At 69.6% G+C, this 19,224-nt stretch carries 17 protein-coding genes; 6 read left to right on the top strand and 11 right to left on the bottom strand.

The features are described from left to right. Positions 1-46 precede the first annotated feature (46 nt). The 4 genes from ABT313_RS25560 to ABT313_RS25545 all read right to left on the bottom strand — a co-directional run bounded on the left by ABT313_RS25560 (position 47) and on the right by ABT313_RS25545 (position 5,501). A complete protein-coding gene (locus ABT313_RS25560; RefSeq protein WP_350858744.1) occupies positions 47-2,713 on the bottom strand; it encodes a glucosidase family protein in 2,667 nt (888 codons plus the stop codon). A gap of 42 nt (positions 2,714-2,755) precedes the next feature. After that, complete coding sequence (locus tag ABT313_RS25555; protein ID WP_350858741.1) at positions 2,756-3,760, bottom strand: LacI family DNA-binding transcriptional regulator; 1,005 nt, start codon at positions 3,758-3,760, stop codon at positions 2,756-2,758. A 67-nt stretch (positions 3,761-3,827) separates the two neighbouring features. Next, positions 3,828-4,613 (bottom strand): LLM class flavin-dependent oxidoreductase, encoded by a 786-nt coding sequence (locus tag ABT313_RS25550; RefSeq protein ID WP_350858738.1) that lies wholly within the window; start codon positions 4,611-4,613, stop codon positions 3,828-3,830. A gap of 147 nt (positions 4,614-4,760) precedes the next feature. Next, complete coding sequence (locus tag ABT313_RS25545) at positions 4,761-5,501, bottom strand: SDR family NAD(P)-dependent oxidoreductase (RefSeq protein WP_350858735.1); 741 nt, start codon at positions 5,499-5,501, stop codon at positions 4,761-4,763. 142 nt (positions 5,502-5,643) lie between these two features. On the opposite strand from ABT313_RS25545, the gene ABT313_RS25540 reads away from it, so the two are divergent. The 3 genes from ABT313_RS25540 to ABT313_RS25530 are packed head-to-tail and all read left to right on the top strand — an operon-like array spanning position 5,644 to position 8,159. Beyond that, positions 5,644-7,113 carry an AlkA N-terminal domain-containing protein gene (locus ABT313_RS25540; protein WP_350858732.1) on the top strand — a complete coding sequence of 490 codons (1,470 nt, stop codon included), beginning with the start codon at positions 5,644-5,646 and terminating at the stop codon, positions 7,111-7,113. A gap of 3 nt (positions 7,114-7,116) precedes the next feature. After that, entirely contained in the window at positions 7,117-7,671 is a 555-nt protein-coding gene (locus tag ABT313_RS25535) for a GNAT family N-acetyltransferase (RefSeq protein ID WP_350858730.1), read from the top strand. Continuing rightward, complete coding sequence (locus ABT313_RS25530; RefSeq protein ID WP_350858727.1) at positions 7,668-8,159, top strand: methylated-DNA--[protein]-cysteine S-methyltransferase; 492 nt, start codon at positions 7,668-7,670, stop codon at positions 8,157-8,159. Before ABT313_RS25535 ends, ABT313_RS25530 begins: the two co-directional genes overlap by 4 nt. Before the next feature lie 16 nt (positions 8,160-8,175). Here ABT313_RS25530 and ABT313_RS25525 read toward each other — a convergent pair whose 3' ends face one another. After that, entirely contained in the window at positions 8,176-9,387 is a 1,212-nt protein-coding gene (locus ABT313_RS25525; protein WP_350858724.1) for a cation:proton antiporter, read from the bottom strand. Position 9,388: 1 nt separating this feature from the next. Continuing rightward, the gene (locus ABT313_RS25520) at positions 9,389-9,865 is read right to left on the bottom strand and encodes a cation:proton antiporter regulatory subunit (RefSeq protein WP_350858721.1); all 477 of its coding nucleotides are present in this window, start codon (positions 9,863-9,865) and stop codon (positions 9,389-9,391) included. A gap of 127 nt (positions 9,866-9,992) precedes the next feature. Between ABT313_RS25520 and ABT313_RS25515 the strand changes: the two genes are divergently transcribed. From ABT313_RS25515 to ABT313_RS25505, 3 genes are all read left to right on the top strand, one after another. Then, a complete protein-coding gene (locus ABT313_RS25515) occupies positions 9,993-10,535 on the top strand; it encodes a PadR family transcriptional regulator (protein ID WP_350858718.1) in 543 nt (180 codons plus the stop codon). Next, positions 10,532-12,547 (top strand): oxidoreductase, encoded by a 2,016-nt coding sequence (locus ABT313_RS25510; protein WP_350858715.1) that lies wholly within the window; start codon positions 10,532-10,534, stop codon positions 12,545-12,547. Before ABT313_RS25515 ends, ABT313_RS25510 begins: the two co-directional genes overlap by 4 nt. A 196-nt stretch (positions 12,548-12,743) precedes the next feature. Next, positions 12,744-13,976: an FAD-dependent monooxygenase gene (locus tag ABT313_RS25505; protein WP_350858712.1), complete on the top strand. Its 1,233-nt coding sequence runs from the start codon at positions 12,744-12,746 to the stop codon at positions 13,974-13,976. Here ABT313_RS25505 and ABT313_RS25500 read toward each other — a convergent pair. The 5 genes from ABT313_RS25500 to ABT313_RS25480 all read right to left on the bottom strand — a co-directional run bounded on the left by ABT313_RS25500 (position 13,926) and on the right by ABT313_RS25480 (position 19,164). After that, complete coding sequence (locus tag ABT313_RS25500) at positions 13,926-14,516, bottom strand: TIGR03086 family metal-binding protein (RefSeq protein WP_350858709.1); 591 nt, start codon at positions 14,514-14,516, stop codon at positions 13,926-13,928. The two genes, ABT313_RS25505 and ABT313_RS25500, sit on opposite strands and share 51 nt — an antisense overlap. A gap of 138 nt (positions 14,517-14,654) precedes the next feature. Beyond that, positions 14,655-15,245, bottom strand: coding sequence for an HhH-GPD-type base excision DNA repair protein (locus tag ABT313_RS25495; protein ID WP_350858706.1), 591 nt, complete (start codon positions 15,243-15,245; stop codon positions 14,655-14,657). A gap of 21 nt (positions 15,246-15,266) precedes the next feature. Then, positions 15,267-17,366 (bottom strand): iron ABC transporter permease, encoded by a 2,100-nt coding sequence (locus ABT313_RS25490; protein WP_350858704.1) that lies wholly within the window; start codon positions 17,364-17,366, stop codon positions 15,267-15,269. After that, on the bottom strand, positions 17,363-18,337 hold the full coding sequence (locus ABT313_RS25485; protein WP_350858701.1) for an ABC transporter substrate-binding protein: 975 nt from the start codon (positions 18,335-18,337) through the stop codon (positions 17,363-17,365). Before ABT313_RS25485 ends, ABT313_RS25490 begins: the two co-directional genes overlap by 4 nt. An 11-nt stretch (positions 18,338-18,348) precedes the next feature. Next, entirely contained in the window at positions 18,349-19,164 is an 816-nt protein-coding gene (locus tag ABT313_RS25480; protein ID WP_350858699.1) for an ABC transporter ATP-binding protein, read from the bottom strand. Positions 19,165-19,224 lie beyond the last annotated feature (60 nt).

The raw sequence follows: 19,224 nt of genomic DNA, 5'->3' as shown, positions 1-19,224 counted from the left end.
GAACCCCGAGGTCGCGAACGACCTCGGGGTTCTGGGTGTGCGGCTCTCAGCGGAGTGTGATTCTCAGTTCGGTGTGAGAGCCCTTCGCCGCCACCTGCACCTCGGTCCCGCGGGTGGTGGTGACGAGCTTGTACTGCGCCGCGTGCCCGTCGACCGACACGCTCTTCACCTTCGCGCCGGACGGGAGTACGGCGCCGACCGTGACCGCCGCGCCGACACCCTTCACGGTCACATCGGTCGACAACGCCTTATCTGTAAGGCGTGCGGACACATCGACCGAGCCGCGACCGACCCGAATGTTGCTACCGGCCACCTTCGGCTGGCCGGCCGGAATCTGCGGCACCACAGCGAGCTTGCCGTGCCCGAGGTCGGGGTCGACGCCGAGCTGCTGGTGGATCACCGGCCAGAGGATCCCGTACGCGCCCCACGCCTGCAGCGCCATCGAGCGGTCGTAGAACGGCCGGCCGATGTTCGCCGCCGAGTCCGGTGACGGGGCGATCTCCGGCATCGCGCCAGGGGTCTCCCAGACCGACGGGTCGAGCTGGATCCGGGCGTTGCCGGTGGTGTACGCCTGCTGCTGCTTCGCGCCCATCCGACCGAAGTTGCCTTCCGCAACGGCCATGATCGACGTGTTCAGACCGAAGATGCTGCGCTCGCTCTTCACCTGCGACACGACCGGATCGCAGGTTGCGCCGGGGTTGCCGGCCGGGTCCGAGGTGGCGCCGGTGCCGGTGTGGAAGAGGCCGAATTCGCCTGTGTAGCAAGCCGTTTCGCGCTGGTCGAGCGCGGTGTTCGCATGCGCCGTCGACGCGAGCGGCGAAGCCGTCTGCCCGCCCCGGTTCAGGATCGCCTCCATCGGCGTGACACCGATCCAGTGCCGCTGGAAGATCGGCGTGTTGTCGTTCGCGGGGTTGGCCGGGTCGTCGATCGAGTCGGCGTACCCCTTCGCCTGCGGCACCCACCACTGCGACTCGAAGCGGGACTCGAGGTCGTTCGCGCGGGTGGTGGCCCACTGCTGCGTCTTCGTGTCGTGCTTCGACGCGGCCAGGTCGGCGAGGTCGGTCAGACCGCGGATCAGGTAGACGGTGTTGTCCAGCTTCTCCACGCCCATGCCGGTGCGCTCGACATTGCCCAGGCCCTCGGGCCAGCCGTCGCCGTCCTTGTCCAGTTCGCGGTACACGTACTGCAGGTTCCGCACGCTGAAGTCGTACATCTCGTCGCGGAACTTGTCGTCGCCCGTCCACCGCCACAGCAGCGCGACCGTGCTCGGGAACTTCACCGTCTCGTCGGTGTTGCCCGCGCTCTGGTTCGAACCGAAGTACACCGAGCCGGTCGGGGTGACCTCGTGCGCGACCTTGCCGCTGCGGTTGTTGAGGATGTCGCTGACGTCGCGCAGCGCCTTGAGATGGTCTTTGACGGTGTCGAACTGACCCGCGGCGACTGCGGCGAACGCGGTGTACTCACCATCGGTCGCGAACAGCCACGGATAGTCCGGGAAGCCGGCGCCGAACCAGCGCGCGGTCTGCACCGTGCCGGCCGGTGCCGGGTAGTCCTTGCCCTCGTTGACGTCCCGGATCTGCAGGTTGTGCGCCTCCTGCACCGAGTCGGCGAGATTCTGCTTGCTCCACTCGACGCTCTGCTGCAGCAGCCGGTCACCAGGAAGGTCCACTGCAGACTGTGCGTCGACCTGCTGCCGGGCCGAGGTCTTTGCCCGCAGCAACTTCTCCGGGTTGCTCAGGGCCTTGCCGTACTCGCGTTGCGCGGCCTGGCTGCCCTGGTCTGATCCGGCCACGGCGAACCAGATCGTCTTCTGCTGGCCCGCCGACAGCTTCACGTCGTACGTAAGCCGGCCGCCGGTGCCCTTGCCGACGAGCGAGTCGTCGCAGCGTGCAGGCGTCGTACCGTCCTTGGGACAGATCACCGCCGGGTCCTGCGGACCGCGGTGGTCCGGACCAAGCGCGTGATCCGTCGGACGCAGGGACGATCCGACGAACGCGGCATAGTCGTGGGCGGTCGCGTTCGGGTACGACGGGGTGCCCTGCTCGCGGAACCGCAGCGCGCCGTCGGTGTAGTCGCCGGTGTCCGGCAGGTTGGCGTCGGCGGCGGCCGGGGTGGTCCAGTCCCACGGGTACGACTGCATCAGCTCGGAGTGCGCGTCCACGTCGAGCTTGACCGTCTTCGCCGTACTCGAGCTGAGCGTGAGGCCGACCAGCGTCGCGCGGACCCCGTCGGGGACGAAGTCGGTACGGCGGACGTTGACGGAGCCGGAGTAGTCGATCCGGCTGTAGCCCTGGCCGCTGGTGTACTTCGCGGCGGCGACGTCCTTGCCGAGCCAGTTGCCGTCGAGGCCGAACCAGATGCCGTCGAGCAGCTTGATCGGCTGGGTCCAGAAGCCGCCCATCTCGCCGCGGATGTGCCAGCCGGAGGCGGGGTAGAGGCCTGTCTCGTCGCCCATCGCGTAGGCCCGGTCGCCGACCACCAGCGACCGCCGGTCGGCGAGGCGCGTGGTCTCAGACAACTCAGACGAGCCGGCCGAGGCTGTGGTGGCGCGGGCCGATCCGGTTGCCGAGTCCGCGGACGACGGTCCGGCGAGTGCGGACGCGGTGCCTGCGAGGACGGTCGCGGTGGCGAGCAGGGCGATCCCGGCGGTCCGGCGTACCGGTCTGCGGTGCGGTGGCGGGGAGCTACTGCGGTTGGTCGGATGGGGAGTCATGGCGGTTCCTCCTTCTCGCGGCGCCGGGGGGACAGCGCCGGATCAGCCAGGGGCTGAGCTGCCCCTGATCACCAGTTCTGGCTGCAGTAGGCGTTCGGTCGGTGTGCCGTCGGGCACGCCGGTGAGGATCTTGATCAGCTCGCCGGCGATCTCGTCCATCGGCTGCCGGAGGCTGGTCAGGCCGGGGGAGACGACGTCGGCGAGCGGCGAGTCGTCGAAGCCGGTGACGCCGACCTGATGACCGGCGGTCAGGCCGCGACGGGTGAGTTCGCGGAGGGCGCCGAGCGCGAGAATGTCGCTCAGGGCAACGATCCCGTCGATCTCGCGGCCGGCGTCGAGCAGCGCCGCGGTGGCGCGGGCGCCTTCGTCGAGGCTGTCCTCGCGGCAGCGTACGGACAGTCCGCTGATCGGCAGACCGAGTCTCTTGCACTCCTCGCGCCAGCCGCCCGCGCGGTCCTCGGCCAGACCGGACGTCTTCGGCCAGCCCAGGAAGGCGATCCGGCGGCGACCGGTCTCGTACAGGTGCCGGACCGCCATCGCGGAACCGGCCGCACCGTCGACGTCCACCCACGGACCGGGCTGCGTGGTCTGCTTCCACACCCGGCCGAAGCTGACGAACGGGATGCCCTGCTCCTTCAGCCAGCCGTGCCGCGGATCGTGCGTCTCGGTCTGCGAGAGCACGAACCCGTCGACAAGCCGGCGCGCGTGCAGATCGTCGTACGTCGGCATGCCGTCGACACCGGGCGGTGCGGTGAACAACAGGATGTGCCGGCCGGTGCGTTCGGCGGCGGCGCAGAGGGCGTGCAGGAACTGGTCCATCACGAGATGAGTCTGGTTCGGCCAGTTCGGGACGCAGTACCCGATCAGCTCGACCGCGCTGGTGCGCAGACTGCGGGCGTTACGATTGGGCCGGTAGTTGAGCAGTTCGATCGATTTGTTGACGCGTTCGAGCGTGTCCGGCCGGAGCCGGTGCGGGGCATTGAGCGCGTTCGACACGGTCTGCACCGACACTTCGGCGTGGGCGGCGACCTGCTTGAGCGTAGCCACAGCGACCTCCCACGGACGTTTTGAACGTTAAAAACATCCGCAGTCTGCCCCGGGGTCTCCGGACCTGTCAACGGTTCAGAGCGCCCGGCGGGCCTTGCCGCACGATCGCCAGCGTCTCCTCGACCCCCATCGGTGCGATCCACCGGCCCCACCAGGTGGCACCCGCCTCCGCGAACGCCGCCGGCTCACCCCCGCTCACCTTCACCTCGCGTGCCCCGGCCTCCAGCAGTCTGCGGACGTCGTCAGGCGTGATCTGCTGCGGCGCATCCGTACTGCCCTTATAGGCACAAGATCCGTCCCATCGAAGAATCCTCCGCCTGACAGCAGGCACCAGCATGTTCCCGCCCACCCAGACAGGAATCCGCGGCTCCTGCACCGGCCGAGCCGTCAGCTGTACGCCGTCCAACTGGTAGTGCTTGCCGTGGAAACTCACCCGCTCCCCACTCCACAGCCGGTCGATCAGCGCCAGCCCTTCGTCCAGCATCTCCGCCAGCAGGTGAGGGCTCTTCCCCTCCATGAACGGATCGCCCGGATCCCCGATCCCGACCCCCAGCACCATCCGCCCGCCCGACAGGTGGTCCAACGCGACCGCCTCCGCCGCCACCTTCCACGGTCGCCGCCGGGGGAGCGGCGTCACCGTCGTACCGATCCGGATCCGCGAGGTCGCCACCGCCACCGCCGCCAGGCAGATCCACGGGTCGTACGTCGGCTGGGAGGCGTCGCCCTGGTAGACGAGGTAGTCCTCCAGGAACAACGCGTCCCAGCCGCAGTCCTCCACCGCGCGGGCCAACTCCGCCAGCCCACGCGGATCGCGCCCCGCACCCACCGCCCCGACCGTCACCGAGAACTTCATGCCGACGACGCTAACCGGGGCCACGGACAAAGCGCGGACCTCCACCACTCACCAAGCCCGCCCCGGAGGCGTCGAGCCCACTCCACCCCCGCCCGACCGGGGGTGGAGTCTGGTGCCTGGTGAGTGCTGCAGGTCCGGGGCGCGGTGTCAGGCGGTGTGGCCGCCATCGACGGTGAGTTCGGTGCCGGTGATGTAGGCGGCGTCAGGCCCGGCCAGGTAGGCGGCAGCGGCGGCGATCTCGGTGGCATCGCCGAACCGGTCGATGGCCAGGTTGGCGCGCTGGACGGCGGCGAAAGGGCCGTCGGCCGGGTTCATGTCGGTGTTGATCGGGCCGGGCTGGATCACGTTCGACGTGATCCGCCGCGGCCCGAGCTCGCGGGCCAGCGCCTTGCTGAGCCCAGCGATCGCGGACTTGCTCAACCCGTACAACGTCATCCCCGGCGTCGTGACCCGACCGGCGACGCAGCTCCCGAGGCGGATCAGACGTCCGCCGTCAGGCAGCAGCGGTACGGCGGCCTGGGTCGCGGCGTACACACCACGCACGTTGACCGCCAGCACCCGATCGACATCGGCAAGCGTGAGATCACCGATCGGCGCGATCGCGCCCACGCCGGCGTTGTTCACCAGAATGTCCAACCCACCAAGGGATTCCGCGGCCCGTCGTACGCCGTCGCCGACCGCGACCGCATCCGCCGCATCGACCGCGAGGGCAACGGCACGCCGTCCGAGGCTCTCGATCTCCTTCACCACTGTTGCCGCCGCATCCGCGGACGCGTTGTAGGTGATCACGACGTCGGCGCCCTTCTCCGCCAGCGCGATCGCGGTGGCCGCGCCGATCCCGCGGCTGCCACCTGTCACCATTGCCTTCTTGCCAAGCAGTTCGTTCATGCCGACCAGTCCACGCGAGCCGGGACGATGAAGCTGGCGGGAATCCGCCACCGGATCCTGGCGTCGCAAAACCGCGACCCGGTCCACCTCCATGTCGTAAAACCGCTAGCGACTGTCGGTGGCGGCAGGGATGCTGGAGGGCGTGTACGAGTGCAGGGAGCGATGTGTCCGGGCCGTTCAGTCCAAGGACGCCCGGTTCGACGGGTGGTTCTTCACGGCCGTTCTGACCACGAAGATCTACTGCCGGCCGAGCTGCCCGGTCGTGCCGCCGAAGGTCGAGAACATGCGGTTCTACCCGAGCGCTGCCGCGGCGCAGCAGGCCGGGTTCCGCGCCTGCAAGCGCTGCCGTCCGGACGCCAGCCCGGGTTCCCCGGAGTGGAACGACCGGGCCGACCTGGTGGCCCGTGCGATGCGCCTGATCGCAGACGGCGTCGTCGACCGCGACGGCGTACCGGGGCTGGCCGGTCAGCTCGGGTACAGCGTGCGGCAGGTGCAGCGGCAGCTTCTGGCCGAGCTCGGTGCCGGCCCGCTCGCGCTCGCCCGGGCGCAGCGTGCACAGACCGCGCGACTGCTGATCGAGACCAGCAACCTGCAGATGGCGGACGTCGCGTTCGCCGCCGGGTTCTCGAGTGTGCGGACGTTCAACGAGACCGTGCAGGAGGTCTTCGCGCTCTCCCCGACCGAGCTGCGCCGCCGCGCCCGCCGGGGTACGACGACTGTCGCGCCCGGCACGATCTCGCTGCGCCTCCCGTTCCGCGCCCCGCTCACGCCGGACAACCTGTTCGGTCACCTGATCGCCACCGGCGTGCCAGGCGTCGAGGAGTGGCGCGACGGCCACTACCGGCGCACGCTGCGACTCCCGCACGGTCATGGCGTGGTCGCGTTGCGGCCGATGCCCGACCACATCGCTTGTCAGTTGTCGCTCACCGATCAGCGCGACCTCGCGATCGCGATCAGCCGGTGCCGGCGGATGCTCGACCTCGACGCGGATCCGGTGGCGGTCGACGACCTGCTCAGCGAGGACCCGGTGCTCGCGCCGCTGATCGCGAAGGCGCCTGGACGCCGGGTTCCGCACACGGTCGACGGCGAGGAGTTCGCCGTACGCGCGGTGCTCGGTCAGCAGGTGTCGACGGCGGCCGCGCGGACGCACGCTCATCGCCTGGTGCTGCAGCACGGAGAGCCGATCGAGGACGCGGCCGGCGGGCTGACGCACCTGTTCCCGACTGTGCAGGCGCTCGCCGGGCTCGACCCGGAGACGCTGGCCTTTCCGAAATCCCGGCGTACGACGTTGATGACGCTGAACCGGACGCTGGCCGACGGGGAGATCGACCTCGGTGCAGGTGCGGACTGGGATCGCGCGCGGGAGCAGCTCGCGGCGCTGCCGGGGATCGGTCCGTGGACGGTCGAGTCGATCGCGATGCGCGCGCTCGGTGACCCGGACGCCTTTGTGGCCAGTGATTTAGGTATCCGGTACGCCGCCCGTGACCTAGGCTTGCCCGAGGCCCCCAAACTCCTGACCGACCACGCCCGCGCGTGGCGGCCTTGGCGTGCGTACGCCGTGCAGTACCTGTGGGCCACCGGTGACCATGCCATCAACAAGATCCCGGAGTGACCTGTGACCGACCTGACCACCGACCGTCTTCTGCTCCGCCAGTGGCGTGACTCCGACCGGGAGCCGTTCGCAGCGCTGAACGCCGACCCGGCCGTGATGGAGCACTTCCCGGCGACGCAGACTCGCGAACAGAGCGACGCGCTGATCGACCGGCAGCTGGACGCCTTCGCGGAGCGCGGATGGGGATTGTGGGCCCTCGAGGTTCGTGACACCGGGGAGTTCATCGGGTTCACCGGGCTGTCGATCCCGAGTTTCGAGGCGCATTTCATGCCGGCTGTCGAGATCGGCTGGCGGCTGGCAAAAGGTGCCTGGGGCAATGGTTACGCCACCGAAGCGGCGCTGGCCTCGCTCGCGTACGGGTTCGGTCCGGCCGGGTTGGACGAGATCGTCTCGTTCACCGCGACGCCGAACCTGCCGTCGCAGCGGGTGATGCAGCGGATCGGGATGACCCACGACGAGGCCGGCGACTTCGACCACGTCCGCTTGCCCGCGGGACACCGCCTGCAGCGGCACGTGCTCTACCGGATCAGCCGCGAGCAGTGGGAATCCACTCAGTGACGTACGCCGTCATCGACAGCCCGCTCGGTCCCCTCACCCTCGTGGGGACCGATGCGGGCGAGCTGACCGGCCTCTACATGGACCGGCAGCGTTACCGCCCCGACGAAGCCGACTTCGGCGACCGGGACGACTCGACCCTGCCGGCGGTCGCCGAGCAGCTGGACGAGTATTTCCACCAGGGCCGCACGAAGTTCGACGTGCCGCTGCACCTGGTCGGCACGGACTTCCAGCGCCGGATCTGGACGGCCCTCCAGGACATCCCGTACGGCGAGACCACCACGTACGGCGGCCTCGCCGCCGCGCTCGGCCTGAAACCGCAGTCGGCCCGCGCGGTCGGCCTCGCGAACGGGAAGAACCCGATCAGCATCATCGTCCCGTGCCACCGCCTGGTCGGCTCGACCGGCAGCCTTACCGGCTACGGCGGTGGTATCGAACGCAAACGAGCCCTGCTCGATCACGAGTGCGGACTCCAGCCACTCATCAACTGATCGTCCGCCGGCGGGTTCACGCTTGCGGCTGGCGGTCGCGCTCCTCGACGACTGGTTTGGTGAGTTCTGGCGATCCGCGCTTGAACAGGCGCCGCGCGATCGGCTCGGTATAGCGGGCAGCGACCGGGCCGAGGACGACCAGGATCAGCACGTACGCCGTTGCCAGCGGACCCAGCTTCGGCTGGACCCCGACGGCCAGGCCGGCGATGACGATCGAGAACTCGCCGCGGGCCACCAGCGTCCCACCCGCACGCCAGCGCCCTGGGGACGAGATGCCGGCCCGGCGAGCGGCGTACCAGCCGGTGGCGATCTTGGTGAGTGCGGTGAGTACGGCGAGGCCGAACGCGATCGCGAGCACCGGCGGGATCTTCGCCGGATCGGTGCTCAACCCGAAGAACACGAAGAAGACGGCGGCGAACAGATCGCGGAGCGGAGCGAGCAGGTTCCGCGCACCGTGCGCGACCTCGCCGGACAACGCGATCCCGACCAGGAACGCACCGACCGCCGCTGACACCTGCAGGTGCTGCGCAATCCCCGCGACGAGCAAGGTCAGACCGAGCACGACGAGCAGCAGCATCTCGGGGTTGTCCGAGGACACCGCCCGGCTGATCACCCGCCCGTACCGGAGTGCGATGAACAGCACCACACTCACCGTGCCCAGCGAGATCAGCAGTGTCATGCTTCCACCGGCCAGCCCGACGCCCGCAAGCAGCGCGGTCAGGATCGGCAGGTAGACCGCCATCGACAGGTCCTCGAGCACCAGGATCCCGAGTACGACGGGGGTCTCGCGATTGCCCAGTCGGCCCAGATCCCCGACGACCTTCGCGATCACGCCCGACGACGAGATCCAGGTGACGCCGGCCAGCGCAACCGCCGCCACCGGACCCCAACCGAGCAGCAGCGCCACGGCCGCACCCGGCAACGCGTTCAGCAGGAAGTCCACCGCACCGGACACGTACTGCGTCTTGAGCGTCCCGACCAGGTCGGACGCGGTGTACTCGAGCCCGAGCAGCAACAGCAGCAGGATCACGCCGATCTCGGCGCCGGTGGCAACGAACTCCTCACTGGCTGCCAACGGCAACAGTCCACCGTGCCCGAAGGCAAGCCCGGCCAACAGATAAAGGGGAATCGGGGAGAAGCCGAGCCGGCCCGCGATCCGGCCGAGGATGCCGAGGGCAAGGATGACCGCGCCCAGCTCGATCAGCAGGGCGGTGATGTTCTCGTGCATATCACCCACCAGCGATCAGGTCGGCCACTGCGTCCACGCCTTCGCGGGTGCCGACCACGACCAGGGTGTCGCCGGTCGCGAAGCGGAAGTCCGGCGTCGGCGAAGGCGTCGCGCCGGTGCGCCGCAGGACGGCGACGATCGACGCGCCGGTGCGGCTGCGGGCCTGGGTGTCGCCGAGCGTGCGGCCGGAGTACGGCGACTTGGCCGTGATCGGGATGTGCTCGGTGACCAGATCGATCTCGATCTCGCCGCGGACCGGGTCGATCCGCTCAGGGATGAGTAGCTGGGCCAGCGCGGCGGCCTCGTCGTGACCGAGCGGGACCGTGGCCTGGCAGGTGTCGTCGTCCTCCGGGTCGTGGAAGCCGAGGAACCGCCGGCCGTCGTTGTGTACCACCACCGAGACGTGTTTACCGCCTTCGGTGACCAGGTCGTGCCGCGTGCCGATCCCTGGCAACGTCGTCTTGGTCGGGTGGTTCATGATGCTCCGATCAATAGATGGCGTCTGCAACCATTCTCTCAAACCCTGACCAGCGGCTCCGGGTCTGAGATGTGATCCGGATTGCAATCAGGTGCAGTGCAACGAGTTGCATAGGTACGCTCCGGTCATGGCGCTGGAGCACGCGATCCTGGTCTCGCTGACCGAGCGTGCCGGGTCCGGCTACGAGCTGGCCCGGCGGTTCGACCGGTCGATCGGCTACTTCTGGCCGGCCACGCACCAGCAGATCTACCGGGTGCTGCGCCGGATGGACGAGGCCGGCTGGGTGAAGCACACCGAGATCGCGCAGGAGGGCCGCCCGGACAAGAAGGTCTACCGGGTCGCGGCCGCCGGGCGGGCCGAGCTCACCCGCTGGCTGGCCGAGCCCGAGGATCCCGCCGTGCTGCGGGACGGGCTCGGCGTGAAGCTCCGCGGCGCCTCGCTCGGATCCGTGGACGTCGTCTTCAAGGAGATCGAGCGGCACCGGGCTGAGCATGCGACGCGGCTCGAGGTGTACCGCAGCATCCAGAAGCGCGACTTCCCGAAGCCGTCCACTCTGCACGGCCGCGACCTGCACCAGTACCTCGTACTGCGGGGCGGCATCCGCGCCGAGGAGTCGTTCACCGCCTGGTGCGACGAAGTGATCGAAGCCCTCCGGAAGGACAACTCATGACGGCGTACCCGCATCTGTTGGAGCCGTTGGATCTCGGTCATGTGGTGCTGCCGAATCGGGTGATCATGGGCTCGATGCACACCGGTCTCGAGGATCGGCTGAGCGACCTGCCCAAGCTCGCGGCGTACTTCGCCGAGCGCGCTCGGGGCGGAGTCGGCCTGATGGTGACCGGCGGTTACGCCCCGAACCGCACCGGCTGGCTGACGCCGTTCGGATCAACGCTGACCAGTCGCCGGCAGGCCAGGAAGCACCGGCTGCTGACGGATGCTGTCCATGAAGCGGGCGGTCGCATCGCGCTGCAGATCCTGCACGCCGGCCGCTACTCGTACCACCCGTTCAGTGTCTCGGCGTCGGCCCTCAAGGCCCCGATCAACCCCTTCAAACCCCGCGCCCTCACCGACCGCGGAGTGCTGAAGCAGATCAAGGCGTACGTCGATTGCGCAGCGCTCGCCCGCGAGGCCGGGTACGACGGCGTCGAGATCATGGGCTCCGAGGGCTACTTCATCAACCAGTTCCTGTCCGAGCGCACGAACAAGCGGACCGATCGCTGGGGCGGCAGCCCGGAGAACCGCCGCCGGCTCGCGGTCGAGATCGTCCGGCAGACCCGCGAGCGGGTCGGCGACGACTTCCTGATCATCTACCGGCTGTCGATGGCCGACCTGGTCGAGGGCGGTCAGACCTGGGACGACGTGGTTGCGCTGGGCAAGGAGATCGAGGCGGCCGGTGCGTCGATCATCAACACCGGTATCGGCTGGCACGAGGCCCGGGTACCGACCATCGTCACCTCGGTGCCCCGCGCCGCCTTCACGAGCGTGACCGCGGCGTTCAAGCCGCACGTGAGTATCCCGGTCGTCACCTCGAACCGGATCAACCTGCCGCAGGTCGCCGAGGAGGTGCTGGCCCGCGGCGACGCCGATCTGGTCAGCATGGCCCGCCCGTTCCTGGCCGATCCGGAGTGGGTGCTGAAGGCAACGACCGATCGGGCCGACGAGATCAACGTCTGCATCGCCTGCAACCAGGCCTGTCTGGATCACGTGTTCGCGAAGCAGAAGGCGAGCTGCATGGTCAATCCGCGGGCAGCACGCGAGACCGAGCTGCAGCTGGTGCCGACGCGTCGTACCAAGAGCATCGCGGTCGTCGGCGCGGGACCGGCCGGGTTGGCAGCGGCGGTGACGGCGGCAGAGCGCGGCCACCGGGTCGAGCTGTTCGAGGCGGATGCGGAGATCGGCGGGCAGTTCGAGATCGCGCGGCGGATCCCGGGCAAGGAGGAGTTCGCCGAGACGATCCGGTACTACCGGCGGCGGCTCGAGCTCACCGGCGTGAAGCTGCACCTCGGCCGCCGCGCGACCGTCGAGGACCTGGCCGGCTTCGACGAGATCGTGCTCGCGACCGGCGTCGTACCGCGGGTACCGGCGATCCCAGGGATCGACCATCCGACAGTCCTCTCGTACGCCGACGTCGTCCGCGGCGGAAAGCCTGTCGGCGAGAGGGTCGCGGTGATCGGGGCCGGCGGCATCGGCGTGGATGTGAGCGAGTTCCTCACCACGCCGGAGTCGCCGGACCTCGAGGCCTGGAAGCGTGAGTGGGGTGTTGCCGATCCGACGACGGTCCCAGGCGCGCTCGGCGTACCGCATCCGGAGCTGTCGCCGCGGAAGGTGTACCTGCTACAGCGCAAGCCCGGGAAGATCGGCGCCGGCCTCGGCAAGACCACGGGCTGGGTGCGCCGGGCCGCGTTGAAGAACAAGCAGGTCGAGCAGTTGCGCGGTGTCAACTACGAGCGCATCGACGACGAAGGCCTCCACCTCACCTTCGGCCCGAAGCACGAGAAGCCGCAGGTCCTCGCCGTCGACACGGTCGTCGTCTGCGCCGGCCAGGAACCGGTCCGCGACCTCGCCGAAGCGCTGCGGGCGACCAACCGCCCGGTCCACCTCATCGGCGGCGCCGACGTCGCGGCCGAACTGGACGCCAAGCGGGCCATCGACCAGGCCACTCGCCTGGCGCTCACCCTCTGACGCTGTGCCGACCAACGGGTAGTGGTCGTGCGCCGCGCCCAGCCTCACGCTCAGCGAGCCGCGATCGGCCGGCCTTCGGGCCACCACTACCCGTCGATCGGTACACCTGCCGCCGGTGCACTAGTGCGCGCTGGCGGCCACCCCCTCGACTAGTGCACCGTGTACAGCGTACGCGCACTAGTCCAAGGGGTGACCGATGAAGACTGTTCTGATTTCCGGTGGTGGCATCGCGGGGCCGGCGTTGGCGTTCTGGTTGCGGCGGTTCGGGTTCGCGCCGACGGTTGTCGAGATCGCGACGGCGCCACGGCCGGGCGGGCAGACCGTCGACCTGCGGGGTGTCTCCCGGGTCGTCGCCGAGCGGATGGGCGTGATGCCGGCGGTCACGCAGCAGAAGATGCACGAGCGCGGGCTCGAGTACGTGCGGGCCGACGGCACGCGGTCCGCGGTGATGCACGCGGACCTGCTGGACGGCGCCGGTCCGGTCGCGGAGATCGAGATCCTGCGGGGCGACCTGGCCGCGATCCTGACCGACGCCACGGCCGGGGTGGAGTACCTCTACGGCGACTCGATCACCGAGCTGCACCAGGACACCCGCGGCGTCGACGTGACTTTTGCGAGCGGGACCCGCCGGCGGTTCGATCTGGTCGTCGGCGCGGACGGGGTCCACTCCCGGGTACGGCGGTTGGCGTTCGGCGCGGAGGCGGAGTACGTGCACCACCTCGGTGGCTACACGTCGTACTTCAGCGTCGAGTCGCCAGAGCCGCTGGACCACTGGTTCAAGGTGTACACGGCACCGCGCGGGCGTTGGGTCGGGCTGCGGCCGGACCACGATCCGCAGTGCGCGAAGGCGTTGCTGAGCTTCCGGTCGCCAGTCATCAGCTATGACCGGCGCGACCTCGCGGCGCAGAAGCGGCTGGTGCGGGAGCAGTACGCCGGGCTCGGTTGGCACACGTCGAAGATCCTGGAGCAGCTCGACGGGGCCGACGACTTCTACCTGGACAGCACGAGCCGCGTCGTCGTACCGGAGTGGTCCCGCGGCCGGATCACGCTCGTCGGCGACGCCGGGTACTGCGGTTCGCCGATGGCCGGCCACGGTACGGCGCTCTCGCTCGTCGGGGCCTACGTCCTGGCGGGAGAGCTGGCCGCCGTCGACGGCGATCATGCCCGCGCGTTTCCGGCGTACCAGGCTCGCATGCAGGCGTACGTCGACCAGCGGATGGAGCTCCCCCCAGGCGGGATCAAGATGGCGATGCCGATGTCGTCGTTCGGCATCCGGTACCGCGATTTCGTGCTCCGGACGATGACGTCGAAGCTGATGTCCGGCGTGGTGGCGAAGATGGCCGTGGCCAAACCGGACGCGATCGAGCTGCCGGACTACTCAGTCGAGCGGGGACACCCACTCCGGGTTGCGACCGAGCAGGCCCAGTAGCTGGTCGAGGTCGGGCGCGGACGCGGAGACCTTCACGGTCCGGTCGAACGCGTAGCCGGGGCCGCGGTTCGCGTCGGTGTCGGGGATCCGGCGGGCCAGCGTGAGCGCCATCGCGACCATGTCCGGCGGCGGGTTGTACGGGACGTCGATCGCGCGGGCCAGGTCCCAGGCGTGCACGACGCAGTCGAGCTGGTGGAAGGTCAGCGCGATCCGGCGCGGGAACGAGCCGAACTCGCGCACCTCCACGAGCCGGTCCAGTGCACCGCCGTCGGCGAACGCGTCCGCGACGCGCACGTTCGACCGGCGGTACGCGCCGGCCGGGTTGTCGGCCAGGCGGCCGCCGTTCCAGGTGTGGATGGAGGCGGTGCCGTTCAGGGCAGCGGCGGCGAGACCCTCGTTCTGACTGACCAGATGGCGGAGCAGACCGCGGACGGTCCAGTCGGGGCACGGGGTGGGAAACCAGAGTTGCTCGGTCCGCACCTGCATCACGACTTCCCCGAGCACTGCGCCGGCACGACGATCCAGATCCCGGATGTCCATCCGCTCTCCTCCCGTGGCTGCCCCAGCCGAGCATAAGGCGGTCGACCGCCTCCTGCAGGAAACCGCGTGGTTCACAAGGGACAACCCGCACGCAAAGAGCCCGACCTGCAACAGGTCGGGCTCCGATGTCGCGGCGCGTCAGGCGCCGGCGACCTCCTTGGCGGCGGCCTTCGCGGCTTTCTTGAAGTTGCGGACCTCGACCAGCGAGGCGGCGTCGGTGACATCGGCGATCGAGCGATGCGAGCCGCGGTCGCCGTAGTGCCCGGCGGCCTCCCGCCAGCCCTTGGGCTGGACGCCGCGCTGTTTGCCGAGCATCGCGAGGAAGATCTTCGCCTTCTGCTCACCGAATCCCGGCAGCGCCTTCAGCCGCTTCAGCACCTCGGCGCCGTCCGGCTTCGGCCGGCCGCTCAGCCAGATGTTCTCGGTCTCGCCGTCGTAGGTGTCGATGATGTGCTGGGCCAGCGCGTGCACCCGGCGCGCCATCGACCCGCCGTACCGGTGGATGGCCGGCGGGGTGACGCAGAGCTCGACGAACGTCTCCAGGTCGGACGCGGCGATCTTGTGCAGGTCGAACCCGTCCATCCGGTTCGCGATCTTCCACGGGCCGGAGAAGGCGTGCTCCATCGGGTACTGCTGGTCCAGCAGCATCCCGACCAGCAAGGCGAACGGGTCGTCGTTGAGCAACTTGTCGGCGTCCGGGTTCCCGGTGAGGTGCAGTTCGCGCAGCATGCGAACCATCTTGACACGAAGTCAGCGGGACGGAACCCGCGTTCTCCACAGCAGATAGACGAAGTACGGCGCTCCGATCAGGGCGGTCAGCAGGCCGGCCGGGATCTGGGCCGGGGCCAGGACGGTACGGCCGAGGCTGTCCGCGACGCTGACCAGGATCGCGCCCAGGAGGGCCGCGACCGGAAGGATCCGCGCGTGCCGGCCGCCGACCACGGCGCGTGCAGCGTGCGGGGCAACCAGCCCGACGAACCCGACCACACCGATCGCGGAGACAGCGGCCGCAGTCAAAAGAGCCGCCGCCAACAGCATCAGCAGCCGGGTCCGCTCCAGCCGTACGCCGAGGATCCGCGGCACGTCATCGTCGAGAGCCAGTAGATCCAACTCCCGGCGGGCATGCGCGACAACTGGAGTCAGGACTATCAGGGCGATCGCCACCGGCAGGACCTGCGGCAGCGTCCGGCCGTACGTGCTCCCGGACAGCCACGTCATCGCCAGACTCAGGTTCCACGGATCGGTGGCAACGATCAGCAGCGTGATGATCGCAGTCGCGACCGACGAGACGCCGACCCCGATCAGCACCAACCGGTCCGAGCTCAGCCCGCCCCGCCACGAGATCAGGTACACCAAGCCGAACGTCACGACCGCTGCGACCGCGGCGACACCGGACAGCAGCCAGATGCTTGCGGATGGCAACAGGATCAGCGTCGCGATCGCTCCGACGCCCGCACCGCCGGTGATACCGAGGATGCCGGGTTCGGCGAGCGGGTTGCGGCAGACCGCCTGCACCGTCGTACCGGCGATCGCGAGCGCGGCCCCGCAGAGCAGCGCCGACACGACGCGTGGGAAGCGCTGGTCGAGGACGTAGGTGATCGCGCGACCGGAGGTGCCGTTGATCCAGTTCGCGAGGTCTCCGGTACGAAGGAATGCGTCGCCGGTCAGCATCGCGCCGACGCCGGCCACGACCAGCACTACGACGAGCGCCGCGGTCACGAGCCAGAACGTACGGCGACTCCGCAGACCCGAGCTCGTTCCGCCGGGGGAGCGGCTGGGACCGGAGTCGCGGTGCCGCCGGGCCAGCCAGATCAGGACGATCGCGCCGACCACCATCGTCATGATCCCGGTCGGGATCTCGACGCCGGCCTGCCCACCGAACGCGGCCCGCAGTACGACGTCCGACGCGAGTACGACGAGCACGCCGGCGAGGCCGGACAGCGGGAGCAGCACGCGGTGCCGGAGCAGGCCGGGAACGAGCGGCGCGAGGAGGCGGACGAGAACCGGTGCGACCAGGCCGACGAAACCGACCGGTCCCGCGACCGTGACGGCCGCGGCGGAGAGCATCACGGTGACGAGCGTGGTGAGGACGCGGATCCGGCGTACGTTCACCCCGAGGACGGACGCGGTGTCGTCGCCGAGGGCAAGGATGTCGAGCTTCGCGGCCAGCAGGAACGCGGCGAGGATGCCGAGGGCAACGATCGGCGCCATCTGGGTGACTGCGCGCAGGTCGGTCTGGACCAGCGTGCCGGCGCCCCACGCGAACGTGCCGACCGTCTCCTCCCGGTACAGCAGCAGGAGCAGCGTGGTCACGCCGGCGAGTGCCATCGCGACCGCCGACCCGGCCAGGATCAGCCGGGTCGGCCCGGTGGAGCCGCCCGCCGACAACACGAGCACCAGCCCCGCGGCCGCCAGCCCGCCGACGAACGCGACTCCACCGGCAGGCAGCGCCGGCAACGACACCCCGAACGCGGCCACGATCACGACCGCCAGGTACGCCCCTGCGTTGACCCCCAACGTGTCGGGTGAAGCAAGCGGGTTGCGAGCCAACGACTGCAACCCCGCTCCCGCAACCCCCAGGGCGATACCTACCAGCACTCCGGCGAGCAGCCGAGGCAACCGCGACGCAACCAGCACGTTCGCGGCGTTGTCGGTCCCCTGCCCGAACACCAACCGCACCAGATCCCCGGCGCCGACACTCGACGTCCCCTGGGTCAGATGTACGGCGGCCAGCAGGACGATCGCCACCACCGCGAGCACGAACACCCCGGTGACCTGCAGCCGCCGGACCGGCGTGGCGGCTGACGGAACCGGCCGGGTATCAGGTGCGGCCGTGTCCTGCTGGGTCAAGACGTGACTGCCTGTACGGCGGCGTCGATGAACTGCTCGGTGGACTTCGGGCCGCCGAACATCCAGATGCCGTCGGGCAGGCGGTGAACCTGGTCGGACTTCACGAACGGCAGGTTCTTCCAGATCGCGTTCCCGGCCAGGTCGCCGCCGAACACGTCACCGCCGTCGTTCTTGTTCGCGATGTAGAGGAAGTTGCCGTCGGGCAGCTTGGTCAGGCCTTCGAGGTCGGTCTGGGCGAGCCCGTAGTCCTTGTCGCCGGCGCCGGTCCACCCGTTCTTCAGGCCCAGCTCCGTCGCGACCGCGCCGAGCAGCGACCCGGTCGTGTACATCCGGATCGAGATCGTGCTGCCCTGCTTCCACCCGTCGGCCATCGTGAACCCGGTGCCGGCCTTGCCCGCGTCCGCGATCTTCTGCTTGCCGTCGGCAACTGCCTTGTCGAACTCGGTGTTCAGCTGCTTGGCCTGGTCCGCCTTGCCGACCGCCTGGCCGATCAGGTCCAGGTTCGTCTTCATCTGCGGGATCGCGTTCTTCGCGTCCGCGCCGCGGATCACCAGCACCGGCGCGGCCTTCTCGAGCTGGGTGATCGTGTTCGCGGCCTCGTCGGTCGTGGTGATGACCAGATCGGGGTTGAGGGCAACGATCGCGTCGACGCTCGCCTCGCCCCGGGTGCCGACGTCCTTGACCGACGGGTCGAGCTTCGCCGCGGTGACCCAGTTCGTGTAGCCCTTGGTGTCCGCGACGCCGACCGGCATCACGCCGAGCGTGACCAGGTTCTCGGCCGCGTTCCACTCCAGCGCCACGACCTTCTTGGCGGGTGCCTTCAGGTCGACCTTCTTGTTCCGCGCGTCGGTCAGCGAGACCGGCTGCGCGGCGGCTTCACTGGCATCGTTGGAGGCGGCGGGCTCACTCGTGCCGCAGGCGGTCAGGCCCAGCAGGGCAGCAGCGACCAGAGCGATGGCGGTTCGTCTCATCAGGATGACTTTCAGCTCGTTGTGACGCGGGTGAGGTGTTTGCCGATGGGGCGGGTGGTGACGAGGCCGGTGGCCGGATCGGTGCCGACCTCGATGGTGATGCCGTAGGTCCCGGTGAGCGCGTCGGCCCGCAGTACCTCGTCCGGCGTACCGGTCGCACGTACCCGCCCCTGATCGAGTAGTGCGATCCGGTCCGCCACCGCAGCGGCCTGGTTCAGGTCGTGCAGTACGACGCCGACCGCGACCCCGTGCTCGTCGGCGAGCTCGCGCACCAGGTCGAGGATCTCGATCTGGTACCGCAGGTCGAGGAACGTGGTCGGCTCGTCGAGCAGGAGTACGCCGGTGTCCTGGGCCAGACAGGTGGCGAGCCAGACGCGCTGCAACTCGCCCCCGGACAGCTCGTCGACCGCACGGTCGGCCATCGGCGTGACGCCGGTGACCGTCATCGCGTGCTCGATCGCGCGCGGGCCGTCCGCGTCGTCGTTGCGCCAACGGCTGCGGTGCGGATGACGCCCGTACCCGACGACGTCGCGCACGCTGACGCCGTTCGGGGTCGGGCGGGACTGCGACAGCAGCGTCACCTTGCGGGCGAACTCCTTCGCCGACAGGTCGAGCGCGTTACCGCCGCCGGGGAAGGTGATGCGGCCGGCGTCGGGGTGATGGAGCCGGGCGAGCGCGCGCAGCAGTGTCGACTTGCCGCTGCCGTTGGGACCGACGAGCGCGGTCACCCGGGCGGCCTCGAGGTGCAGCGACGCGCCGTCGACGACACGCCGGCCGTGGTAGCCCAAGCTCAGCCCGTCGCCGGTCAGCCCCATCGTCTCCTGCATGCGCACGAGGATAGCCTTACCTAACCTCACGTCGCCAGGCGCCGTCTCACCCCCCTTGGA

The sequence above is a fragment of the Kribbella sp. NPDC000426 genome (genome assembly GCF_040300265.1).
In the GTDB taxonomy this organism is placed as follows: Bacteria; Actinomycetota; Actinomycetes; order Propionibacteriales; family Kribbellaceae; genus Kribbella.
Note: the sequence above shows the minus strand (reverse complement) of the source record. Positions and strands in the feature narration are given on the sequence as shown.

Excerpts from the sequence above, each read along its gene's own strand:
- ABT313_RS25560 (WP_350858744.1), bottom strand. The coding sequence starts at position 2,713 with ATGACTCCCCATCCGACCAACCGCAGTAGCTCCCCGCCACCGCACCGC.
- ABT313_RS25550 (WP_350858738.1), bottom strand. The coding sequence starts at position 4,613 with ATGAAGTTCTCGGTGACGGTCGGGGCGGTGGGTGCGGGGCGCGATCCG.
- ABT313_RS25545 (WP_350858735.1), bottom strand. The coding sequence starts at position 5,501 with ATGAACGAACTGCTTGGCAAGAAGGCAATGGTGACAGGTGGCAGCCGC.
- ABT313_RS25525 (WP_350858724.1), bottom strand. The coding sequence starts at position 9,387 with ATGCACGAGAACATCACCGCCCTGCTGATCGAGCTGGGCGCGGTCATC.
- ABT313_RS25520 (WP_350858721.1), bottom strand. The coding sequence starts at position 9,865 with ATGAACCACCCGACCAAGACGACGTTGCCAGGGATCGGCACGCGGCAC.
- ABT313_RS25515 (WP_350858718.1), top strand. The coding sequence starts at position 9,993 with ATGGCGCTGGAGCACGCGATCCTGGTCTCGCTGACCGAGCGTGCCGGG.
- ABT313_RS25510 (WP_350858715.1), top strand. The coding sequence starts at position 10,532 with ATGACGGCGTACCCGCATCTGTTGGAGCCGTTGGATCTCGGTCATGTG.
- ABT313_RS25505 (WP_350858712.1), top strand. The coding sequence starts at position 12,744 with ATGAAGACTGTTCTGATTTCCGGTGGTGGCATCGCGGGGCCGGCGTTG.
- ABT313_RS25500 (WP_350858709.1), bottom strand. The coding sequence starts at position 14,516 with ATGGACATCCGGGATCTGGATCGTCGTGCCGGCGCAGTGCTCGGGGAA.
- ABT313_RS25495 (WP_350858706.1), bottom strand. The coding sequence starts at position 15,245 with ATGCTGCGCGAACTGCACCTCACCGGGAACCCGGACGCCGACAAGTTG.
- ABT313_RS25485 (WP_350858701.1), bottom strand. The coding sequence starts at position 18,337 with ATGAGACGAACCGCCATCGCTCTGGTCGCTGCTGCCCTGCTGGGCCTG.
- ABT313_RS25480 (WP_350858699.1), bottom strand. The coding sequence starts at position 19,164 with ATGCAGGAGACGATGGGGCTGACCGGCGACGGGCTGAGCTTGGGCTAC.